This is a genomic window from Alkalicoccobacillus porphyridii (assembly GCF_007293315.1).
GTDB lineage: Bacteria > Bacillota > Bacilli > Bacillales > Bacillaceae_D > Alkalicoccobacillus > Alkalicoccobacillus porphyridii.
On the sequence record NZ_VLXZ01000434.1, the window covers coordinates 1 to 232 of the forward strand.

Annotated in this window: 1 protein-coding gene; it reads left to right on the plus strand. The window is 44.8% G+C overall.

What is annotated here, in order from left to right:
• On the plus strand, nucleotides 1-222 hold a 222-nt coding region (locus FN960_RS24840), incomplete at its 5' end, for a DnaJ family domain-containing protein (protein WP_498034112.1).
• Between the last annotated feature and the right edge of the window lie 10 nt (nucleotides 223-232).

Sequence of the window (232 nt, forward strand, 5' to 3'; positions counted from 1 at the left end):
CTGAAGAATGCCGGTTGCTTACCGCCAGAACTTGAGCAACGGAGAGAAGCAATTCAGCTTCTGGATATTCTCAAAGGTATCCGTCACGATGATCCGCAATATCAAGAGGTTAGCCGTCGATTGTCATTACTGGAATTGAAGCTGCGACAAGCTGGATTGAGTACCGATTTTTTACGCGGCGATTATGCTGACAAGTTGTTGGACAAAATCAACGATAACTAGTGGAGTATGT